Here is a 9,029-nt window from a genome sequence, read left to right as displayed (position 1 = left end):
CTCTTAGCGGGGCGGTGGGGGTGGTTGTTTAAGGGGTCGAAGTTCTCAGCTGACGCGTCGCCGTGCCGCGGAGCAACTGCTCCGCGGCACGGCATCGTCATCCCGTCCGACGCCCTGACTCCAGCTCGACTGATGAAAGGTCATGCCGATGTCCTTCGTGATTGACGGACTCTCCTGGATCGAGAACTGGCGGATGCCCAACGGCGGCCAGTCGTACGTGGTTCCCTTCCCCACACTGAGGCCTTCGACGATCGTCTTCCACGGCGAGGAGGAATTCACCTACGGACACTACGGGATCCACCTCGGCCAGGCGGACGTGCTGACCTTCCTCGGCGACGAAAGTCAGGTCATCACCGGGCATTTCATCGATTGCCGAATCGACTCACCCACCCGGAACACGATCGAGCACCACACGTGGTCACCCTCCTCCGCTCGTCACCTGCGAATCCCGCCCGGCGTCGCGCACGCCTTCGACGGGCTCGAACGAATCCACACCCTGAACACCTACGACTGCTACCTCCCTGCGGAGGACCAGATCGACAAGACCTCGTGGAATCCCGATTCCGACGTGATCAACGTCCCGATCGACGCGGATCCCCTTGAGGTCGAGCTCTTCCAGCCCAACAGCAAGGCCGCATCCGAGCGGTGGTACCGCTTGCTCGCGAAGCAGCAGTACAACGCGATCAGCGCGAACTCGGAGGAGTACCCCATGACGATGGACGTCTCCTTCGACGACGGACGGTCCCGGAGGATCAAGCTCCGCAAGATCGACTCGAAGAAGCGAAACCCGCATCCTGCCGTCGAGCCGATCGGCGGCATCGAGGGACTTCAGTGGCGGGCGCACCCCATCCTGTGGAGCGGCCCGAATTCAGGGTTCGTGCCGCTGACCGACGCGGCGCCGATGTACTTCATCGACCACGGCACCGACCGATACACGCACGACGCCTACGGGATTCACCTGACCCAAGAGGACCGGCTGACCTTCCTCGGTCCGGCTGACCACACGGTGCGCGCGCACTTCGTGGACGTACGCGAGGGCTCACCGACACTGCATGCAACGGCCACCGTGGATTTCACCCCCTCCGCGGGGCGCTACCTCGCGATCCCCGCCGGTGTGGCGCACGCGTTCGACGGGCTGGAGCGCGTCTTCACGGTGAACAAGCCCACGTCCTTCGTCAGGGCCGAGAATGACGGCGTGGACACCATCGACGGCAACGACGTCATCGACTGGCCGCTCGACCAGCGACCTTTCCCCGTACTGACTCCCCTCACAGTGCCCGCGTCCGAGACGTTCTACCGGCAACGCGCAGCACTGCAGCGGGAACTCGTCAGTCGACCTCCCGCAACCGGAACGCCGGCAGTCCTCATGATCGACGGGCCCGACGGCCGGCCGGTCAAGGTCGCGGTCCGCAAGAAGGTCGCGGTCGGATCGCAGCACCCGGCCGGCTCCGGCGGGAACACGAAGGAAAGGGCACTCCGGAAGGCATGAGCAGCCCACTCCGTAATCGGGACTTCCGATACCTCTGGCTGGCACTCTCATCCTCGCTGCTGGCAGCGGGCGTATGGGTCATCGCGCTACCCCTGTTCACACTCCACCTCGGATACGGACCGACGACCGTCGGCATCGTCGTCGGCTGCGGCCTCATCGGCACTCTGGCGAGCCTGCTCTTCGGCGGCGCGCTCCTCGACAGGCATCCCAAGCGAACGATCCTCGCCTGGTCGGCATTCATCCCCGGGATCGTGCTCTTGGCCATCTGCCTGTGGGCGGAGACCGCCACCATCCCGTGGTACGCCCTGGCCGCGACAGCGGCGATCGTCGGCGCCTGCGACGGCGTGTACGGGCCGGCCAACGAATCCTTGCTCCCCGAGATCGTCGAGAAGGAACACCTCCACGTCGGCAACAGCCTCCAGGCCGTCGTCGAGTCCCTGCTGCTGAAGGCCTTCGGGCCGGCGATCGGAGGCGCGACGGTCGCGCTGGCCGGCCCCGCGCCTGCTCTTGCAGTAGTGGGCGTCCTGTTCCTGGTCACTGCGGCGTTCTCCCGGCGCATCGTGCCGGCCTACGAACCGGCCCCACCCGACCGATCGGCCGGCTGGGGATCGGTGTTCCTGGACATCGGCGACGGCTTCCGGTACGTGGCCAAGACGAAATGGATCTGGACGGCAGTGCTGTGGTCAGCACTAGCGCTCCTCCTTCAGGCGGGGCCGCGATCCGTCGCGCTACCCGTCGTCTTCGGGGAGAAATCGGCGGGGGCGTACGCACTGATCATGGTCGGCTACGGAATCGCGAGCGCCGTGGGATCACTCGTCTCATCGTTCGCGATCCGCCCCGACAACCGATTCGGAACCCTCTTCGCCGCGTGGAGCCTGGGGTCCGTCCCCCTCATCGCCATCGCCCTCCACCCGACAGTGGCCGTGGCTGCGATCGCGATGGTCCTCGTCGGCCTCTTCAACGCCTACGGAAACGTGCTCTGGCAGACCCTGATGCAGCAGGGCGTCCCCGACGAGCTACGGGGACGAGTGACCAGCGTCGACTGGTTCGGCAGCATCTCTCTGATGCCCGTCTCCACCGTGGTGACGGGGCTGTTCATCGACCACGGAGTCGTCCGGCTTCTCTTCCTCCTCGCAGGCACCGTGCCCGTCGGCCTCGCCTTCATCGCGTACGCCGTCATCGCCGAGGACAGCTCAGCGGACTCCGATCTCGCCTGCAGGAGTCAGAGCCCGTGAATGCCCTTGTAGAGCACCATCACGCCGATGACCACCAGGATGCCGGCGACCAGCGCGGCGTGCTGGCGCTCCATCCACTCCTTGAGCGCGAGCATCGGGCCGTCCAGCTTGGCCCCCATCACCGCGTAGGCCAGCACCGGAACGATCACGGTGGAGGCGGAGACCAGGACGAACCACAGCCCGCCGGTCCATGCGTCCGTGCCGGTCAGTCCGGCCGTGCTGATCAGTGCACCGGCCGCGATCGTCATGAACAGCACCTTCGGATTGACCGCCGTCAGTGCGGCCGCGATACCGGCGGCCCGGGCGGGGGTGACGGTGCCGAGCTTGGTCATCCAGGCCGGCGTGTGCTCGTCGTGCGAGCGGGTGAACCACTTGTACAGGCCGAAGACCACCAGCACCGCACCGATCACCAGCCGCACGTACGACGCCCAGGCCGGGTGCGCCCCCACCCCGGGGATGAGATCGGCCACTCGGTAGAAGATCACGGTCAGGGCGATGAGCCCGAACAACCAGCCGATCAGGTAGCCGATGGACGTCGGCCGCGGCTTCGGCGTGTGGAACATCATCACCGCCGGAATGATCGACAGCGGCGACAACGCCACCACCAATCCGAACGGGATCACCTCGGTCAGTACAGACGCCAACGAATCCGCCATCTCATCCCTCATCTCTGGAGAACTGCGGCAAACGTAGCACCGTCACTCCCGCGGCACGCCACCCGGTCGTCGACGTGGCCGGACGGTGCCGGCGTCCCGGATCAGCCGCCCAGCAGATGCGCGAGCGCGCGCTCGACGGTCGGGTGCCGGAACGGGTGCCCGCGCTCCTCAAGCACGGCCGGGCGCACCCGCTGCGAGGCGAAGGCGAGGTCGTCGGCGCCCTCGCGCCCCAGGAGGAGCGCGGGACCGAAGGCGGGCACCGGGAACAGGGTGGGGCGGTGCACGGCCCGGCCGAGGGCGCGCGTGTAGACGGCGTTGCGCACCACGCCCGGCGCGACCGCGTTGACCGGACCCGACAGCCCGGTGTCCCACAGCGCCCGGTGGTACACGTCGACCAGGTCGTCGATGCTGACCCATGGCTGCCACTGCCGCCCGTCGCCGAGGCGGCCACCGAGGCCCGCGCGGAACAGCGGCAGCAGCATCCCCAGCGTCCCGCCCTGCGGCGCCTGGACGATGCCCGTCCGCACCGTCACGACGCGGGTGTCCTCCCCGGCACCGTCGTGCGCGGCGGCCTCCCACCGGCGGACCACCTCGGAGAGGAAGTCCGGCTCGGCGGGCGCGGGCGAGGTCTCGGTGAGCACCTCGTCGCCGCGGTCCCGCCCGTAGTAGCCGACGGCGGAGGCGCTGACGAAGACGGGCACGCCCGCCTGCGCCGCGGCCCGCGCGAGGAGGCGCGTCGGCTCGATGCGGCTCTCCTCGACCGCCCTCTTATGCGCGTCGGTGAACCGGCCGGCGATGCTCGCGCCCGCGAGGTGCAGGACGGCGTCGACCCCCTCGAGCGCCGCGGGGTCCGGGGCGTCGGGGTCCCACCGCCGCTCGTCGGCCGACCTCGGCTCGCCGCGGACCAGGCGGAGCACCCGGTGTCCGCCGGTGCTCAGGAAAGCGGCGAGGTCCGAGCCGACCAGCCCGGAGGCACCGGTGACCGCGAAGGTCGACGGGGTCAGGCCCGCGTTCGCCGCCCGGCGGTGCGCGGCGAGATCACCGGCGAGGCGGCGGTACCGGAAGTCGATGACCTCGGAGAGCAACCGCTCCGGTACGGGCGTGATCACCTCGTCGGTGACCCGCGTCCGGGACGGGTCCACCGGTTCGAAACCGTGGACGTGCCGCCACGGGAACAGGCCGGCGGGGAGGGACCGGAGCCCGTCCACCTTCACCTCGTCCACGAACCGGCGACCGGCGACGTAGCCCGACGGGTCGTGCTCGGCGCGCCACTGCAGCCCACCGGGCAGGTCGATCAGGGTGACGCCGTCCTCCAGGGACGCCGCCTGCGATCTGAGCTTCATCGGCACCCACGGCGCCTGCAGCCGGGCGAAGGCGCCGGGACGGGAGAACCAGGCGAAGACCTCGTCCACAGGAGCGTCGATGACAGCCGATCCGCGAATTCCCATGGACCCACGCTAACCCCGGATCCGGTCGCGCACACGGTGGGAAAAATCTCCCGAGCCCGTCCCATCCGCCCGGGCGCCGGCTCCGAATGACGGGCATGAACAGTGGAAGCAGGCGGTTCGCCGTCGTCGGCAGCGGGGTCAGCGGGCTGGTCGCGGCGCACGAGTTGAGCAGGATCGGGAACGTCACGCTCTACGAGCGGGATCGACGCCTGGGTGGCCACGCCCACACCCACGAGGTGGACTTGGGGCTCGGTGCGCCGGTGCGGGTGGACTCCGGCTTCCTCGTCCACAACGACCGCACGTACCCGGTCCTGTGCCGGCTCTTCGACGAGCTCGGGGTCGCGACCCGCGACGCGGAGATGAGCATGTCCATCCGCGACGACGCGCGCGGCATCGAATTCGCCGGCGGCAAGGGCTTCCGGGGCCTGGTCCCCACGGCGCGGCACCTCGTCGACGCCGGGCACCTGCGCCTGCTGGCGGAGGTGCCCCGGTTCCACCGCCGCGCCCGGCGCCACCTCGACGCCGCCACCGCGGACGTACCGCTCGGCGAGTTCGTGCGGCGCGAGGCCCTCAGTGAACGGCTCGTCCACAGCTTCCTCCGCCCCCTGGTGGCGGCGGTGTGGTCGTGCCCGCCGGACGAGGTGGACGACTATCCGGCCCGCCACCTGTTCCGGTTCCTGGCGAACCACGGCATGCTCTCGGTGGGGCATTCCCTCCAGTGGCGCACCGTCGTCGGCGGATCCGCCCGGTACGTCGAGCGGATCGCCGCCGGGATCGCGGAGGTGCGCCGGGGCGTCGGCGTCCGCTCCCTGTCCCGGACCGGGACGGGCGTGCGGATCGTCGACGATGCGGGCGCCGCCCGGGAGTTCGACGGTGCCGTCGTCGCCGTCCACCCGCACCAGGCCCTGACGCTGCTCGACGCGCCGACACCCCTCGAACGGGAGCTGCTGGGCGCCATCCGGTACACCCCGAATCCGGCGCTGCTGCACACGGACACGTCGCTGCTCCCGCGGAACCGGCATGCCCGGGGTTCGTGGAACCACCTCGCCGCACCGGAACCGGGGAGGGTCTGCGTGACCTACGACCTGAACCTGCTCATGGGCCTGCCCCGCGGCGGCGAGACGGCCCTGGTCACGCTGGGCGGCGCGGATCTCGTCGATCCGCGCCGGGTCCTCGCCGAACTGGACTACGAGCATCCCGCGTTCAGCACGGAGTCGGTCGCCGCGGCGCAGCGGCTCGGCGAGATCTCCGGCCCCGTGGTCGCCTTCGCCGGCGCCTACCACGGCTGGGGCTTCCACGAGGACGGCGCGGCCTCGGGCCTGGGCGCCGCCGCCCGGATCGCGGGAGGCAGGCCGTGACCGGCGCACCCGCGATGTACGACACCGAGATCGGGCACCTGCGTCGCTCCCCGTTCACGTACGGTTTCCGGCACCGCAGCACGAGCTGGTTCATCGACGTCGACGCACCGCCGCGGATTCCGCGATGGCTACGGCCCCTCGCGGCCTTCCGGGCGGCGGACCACCTCGCGCCCGTGGACGACGGCGCCGACACCCTGCGGGGCCGGGTCGAGAAGGCCCTGCGCGAGCGCGGTGTCGCTGTTCCGGGCGGCGCGATCACCGCCCTGCTCAACGCCCGGTGCCTCGGCTACGTCTTCGATCCCCTCACCGTCTACTGGTGCCACGACGAGGCGGGCACGGTGCGCGCGATCGTCGCCGAGGTGCACAACACCTACGGCGGCCGGCACGCCTACGTCCTCGCTCCCGCCGCGCAGACGGGGACGGTCGTCGCGAAGGACTTCGTCGTCTCGCCGTTCCACCCGGTCGACGGGGTGTACCGGCTGCGGATACCCGAGCCGGCCGACCGGCTGTCCATCGACGTGGCGCTCGAACGACCGGGCAGCGCCCCGTTCAGCGCGCAGTGGCGCGGCACCCGCCGCCCGGTCACGCCGCGCCGGATCCTGCTGGCGCAGGCGCGGGCTCCGCTCGCCCCGCTCGTCGTCGCCGCCCGGATCCGCCTGCACGGGATCCGGCTCTGGGCCTCCGGCCTCCCGCTCGTCCCCCGTCCCGCCACCGCCGCACAGGAAGCGAACTGAAGTGACCGCCGACATCGAAGCCCTCCCCTCCCCCGCTCTCGACCTCGCCGTACCGGTCCCGACGGGGCCGTCCGCCTGCCTCCTCGGCCGCGGTGCGCGCGTCCTGCTGCGGCGCGCCGCCGCGCGCAGCGGTGTCGCCCTCATCCCTGCCGACGGCGTGCCGGCCGCGGGGCCGACGATCGTCGTGCGCTCGCCGGACGCCCTGTGCCGCAGGCTGGGAACGGCGCGGCTCATCGGTTTCGGCGAGTCCTACGTGACCGGCGAGTGGGACTCCCCGGACCTCGCCGGGACGCTCACCGCTCTGGCGGAGCGCCTGCCGGTACTGGTGCCCCGATGGCTGCAGTCCCTCCGCGGGCTCGCCGGCGTCGCCCGGCCGGACACCGAGGTCGGAACCCCGGATCACGTGCAGGCCAACGTCTCCCACCACTACGACCTGTCGAACGAGCTCTTCGCCCGGTTCCTCGACGAGACGCTCACGTACTCGAGCGCGGTGTTCTGCGCGGGGGAGATCCCCGACGGTGACCCCGGCGTCACCCGGGCCCCCGAACCGGCGGGGGCGAGCGCGTCGACGCTCGCGTCCGCCCAGCGCGCCAAGATCGACCGGCTCCTCGACGCCGCCGGGGTCGGTCCCGGCACCCGCCTGTTGGAGATCGGGACCGGGTGGGGCGAGCTGTGCCTGCGGGCCGCGGAACGCGGCGCGACGGTGCGCTCGGTGACCCTGTCGGTGGAGCAGCGCGACCTGGCGCTGCGGCGGATCGCCGATGCCGACCTGTCCGAACGGGTCCGGGTGGATCTGCTCGACTACCGCGCCGTCGACGGGACCTACGACGCGGTGGTCTCGGTGGAGATGATCGAGGCCGTCGGCGCGGCGCACTGGGACGAGTACTTCGCCGCTCTGGCGCGACTGGTCGCGCCCGGCGGGCGGATCGCCGTGCAAGCGATCACCATGCCGCACGAGCGCATGCTCGCGAGTCTGGGCACGTACACGTGGATCCAGAAGTACGTCTTCCCCGGAGGCATGCTGCCGTCCACGGCGGCGATCACCGCCTCGGCCGGCCGTGCGGGCCTGTCCGTCCGGGCCCGGCACCGCTTCGGTCCGCACTACGCCGAGACCCTCCGGCTGTGGCGCGAGCGCTTCCTCGCCGAACCCGAGCGGCTTCCACCACCGGCGGATTCGGCGACCTTCCGGCGGCTCTGGGAGTTCTACCTCGCGTACAGCGAGGCCGGTTTCCGGTCGGGCTACCTGGACGTCCAGCAGATCCTGCTCACCCCGGAGGTGTCCCGGTGACCGACTTCCTGCTCGTCACGTCGGCCTCGCTCGCGGCCCTCGCCGTGGTGCAGGCCGTCACCTTCGCGGTGGGCCATCGGATCGGCCGGTACAACGTGGTCGATGTCGCCTGGGGTGTCGGCATCGTGGCCGTCGCCTGGATCGGAATCGCGCTGGGCGACGGTGACCGGCCGCGCGCCTGGATCCTCGCGGCGATCGTCACCGTGTGGGGGCTGCGCCTGTCCTGGCACATGGGCGTGAAATCGGCCGGGAAGGGCGAGGATCCGCGGTACGCGGAGATGCTGGAGCGGGCGGGCGGAGGCACCGTCACCGTCGTGCGCAAGGTCTTCGTCGTGCAGGGCGCGGCCCAATGGTTCGTCTCGCTGCCGCTGCAGGTCTCGGCGGTCGCCGGGCCCACCACGCACCCCTGGACCGTGGTGCTGGCGGCGGGCGTCGTGCTGGCGCTGACCGGTATCGGTATCGAGGCCGTCGGGGATCACCAGCTCCGCGTGTTCAAGGCCGATCCCGCGCACCGGGGCGCGATCATGGATCGCGGCCTATGGGCGTGGACCCGGCATCCCAACTACTTCGGCGACGCCTGCACCTGGTGGGGGCTGTGGTCGGTCGCCGCGAGCGCCTGGCCCGGCGCGCTCACGCTGCTCTCCCCCGCACTGATGACCTACTTCCTCGTGCATGCGACGGGAGCCCGGCTCCTGGAGCGCTTCCTGAGCGACCGTCCCGGCTGGAACGACTACGCCGCACGCACGTCCTTCTTCGTGCCCCGGCCACCGCGCGGAGGATCCCGGTGAACCGCACCGTTCTCGCTCGGTCGTCACGGCCCG

At 70.9% G+C, this 9,029-nt stretch carries 8 protein-coding genes; 6 read left to right on the top strand and 2 right to left on the bottom strand.

What is annotated here, in order from left to right:
- The first annotated feature begins 148 nt into the window (after window positions 1–148).
- The gene (locus AC21LY_RS04665) at window positions 149–1,489 is read left to right on the top strand and encodes a dTDP-4-dehydrorhamnose 3,5-epimerase family protein (RefSeq protein WP_489045152.1); all 1,341 of its coding nucleotides are present in this window, start codon (window positions 149–151) and stop codon (window positions 1,487–1,489) included.
- The gene (locus tag AC21LY_RS04660; RefSeq protein WP_489045151.1) at window positions 1,486–2,724 is read left to right on the top strand and encodes an MFS transporter; all 1,239 of its coding nucleotides are present in this window, start codon (window positions 1,486–1,488) and stop codon (window positions 2,722–2,724) included. The genes AC21LY_RS04665 and AC21LY_RS04660 overlap by 4 nt, the downstream gene beginning before the upstream one ends.
- Here the strand turns inward: AC21LY_RS04660 and AC21LY_RS04655 are convergent.
- Window positions 2,712–3,380, bottom strand: coding sequence for a GAP family protein (locus AC21LY_RS04655; RefSeq protein WP_489045150.1), 669 nt, complete (start codon window positions 3,378–3,380; stop codon window positions 2,712–2,714). The genes AC21LY_RS04660 and AC21LY_RS04655 overlap by 13 nt on opposite strands.
- A 101-nt stretch (window positions 3,381–3,481) precedes the next feature.
- Complete coding sequence (locus AC21LY_RS04650) at window positions 3,482–4,828, bottom strand: TIGR01777 family oxidoreductase (protein WP_489045149.1); 1,347 nt, start codon at window positions 4,826–4,828, stop codon at window positions 3,482–3,484.
- A gap of 95 nt (window positions 4,829–4,923) precedes the next feature.
- On the opposite strand from AC21LY_RS04650, the gene AC21LY_RS04645 reads away from it, so the two are divergent.
- From AC21LY_RS04645 to AC21LY_RS04630, 4 genes are read left to right on the top strand one after another with little or no spacing between them, the layout of a single operon-like run.
- Complete coding sequence (locus AC21LY_RS04645) at window positions 4,924–6,186, top strand: NAD(P)/FAD-dependent oxidoreductase (RefSeq protein ID WP_489045148.1); 1,263 nt, start codon at window positions 4,924–4,926, stop codon at window positions 6,184–6,186.
- Between the two features lie 14 nt (window positions 6,187–6,200).
- Window positions 6,201–6,920 (top strand): DUF1365 domain-containing protein, encoded by a 720-nt coding sequence (locus tag AC21LY_RS04640; protein WP_489045428.1) that lies wholly within the window; start codon window positions 6,201–6,203, stop codon window positions 6,918–6,920.
- 1 nt (window position 6,921) lies between these two features.
- The gene (locus AC21LY_RS04635; protein ID WP_489045147.1) at window positions 6,922–8,208 is read left to right on the top strand and encodes a class I SAM-dependent methyltransferase; all 1,287 of its coding nucleotides are present in this window, start codon (window positions 6,922–6,924) and stop codon (window positions 8,206–8,208) included.
- Window positions 8,205–8,996, top strand: a complete 792-nt coding sequence (locus AC21LY_RS04630) for a DUF1295 domain-containing protein (RefSeq protein WP_489045146.1) — start codon at window positions 8,205–8,207, stop codon at window positions 8,994–8,996. Before AC21LY_RS04635 ends, AC21LY_RS04630 begins: the two co-directional genes overlap by 4 nt.
- Window positions 8,997–9,029 lie beyond the last annotated feature (33 nt).

This window comes from Tsukamurella sp. II2bb (genome assembly GCF_057815145.1).
Note: the sequence above shows the minus strand (reverse complement) of the source record. Positions and strands in the feature narration are given on the sequence as shown.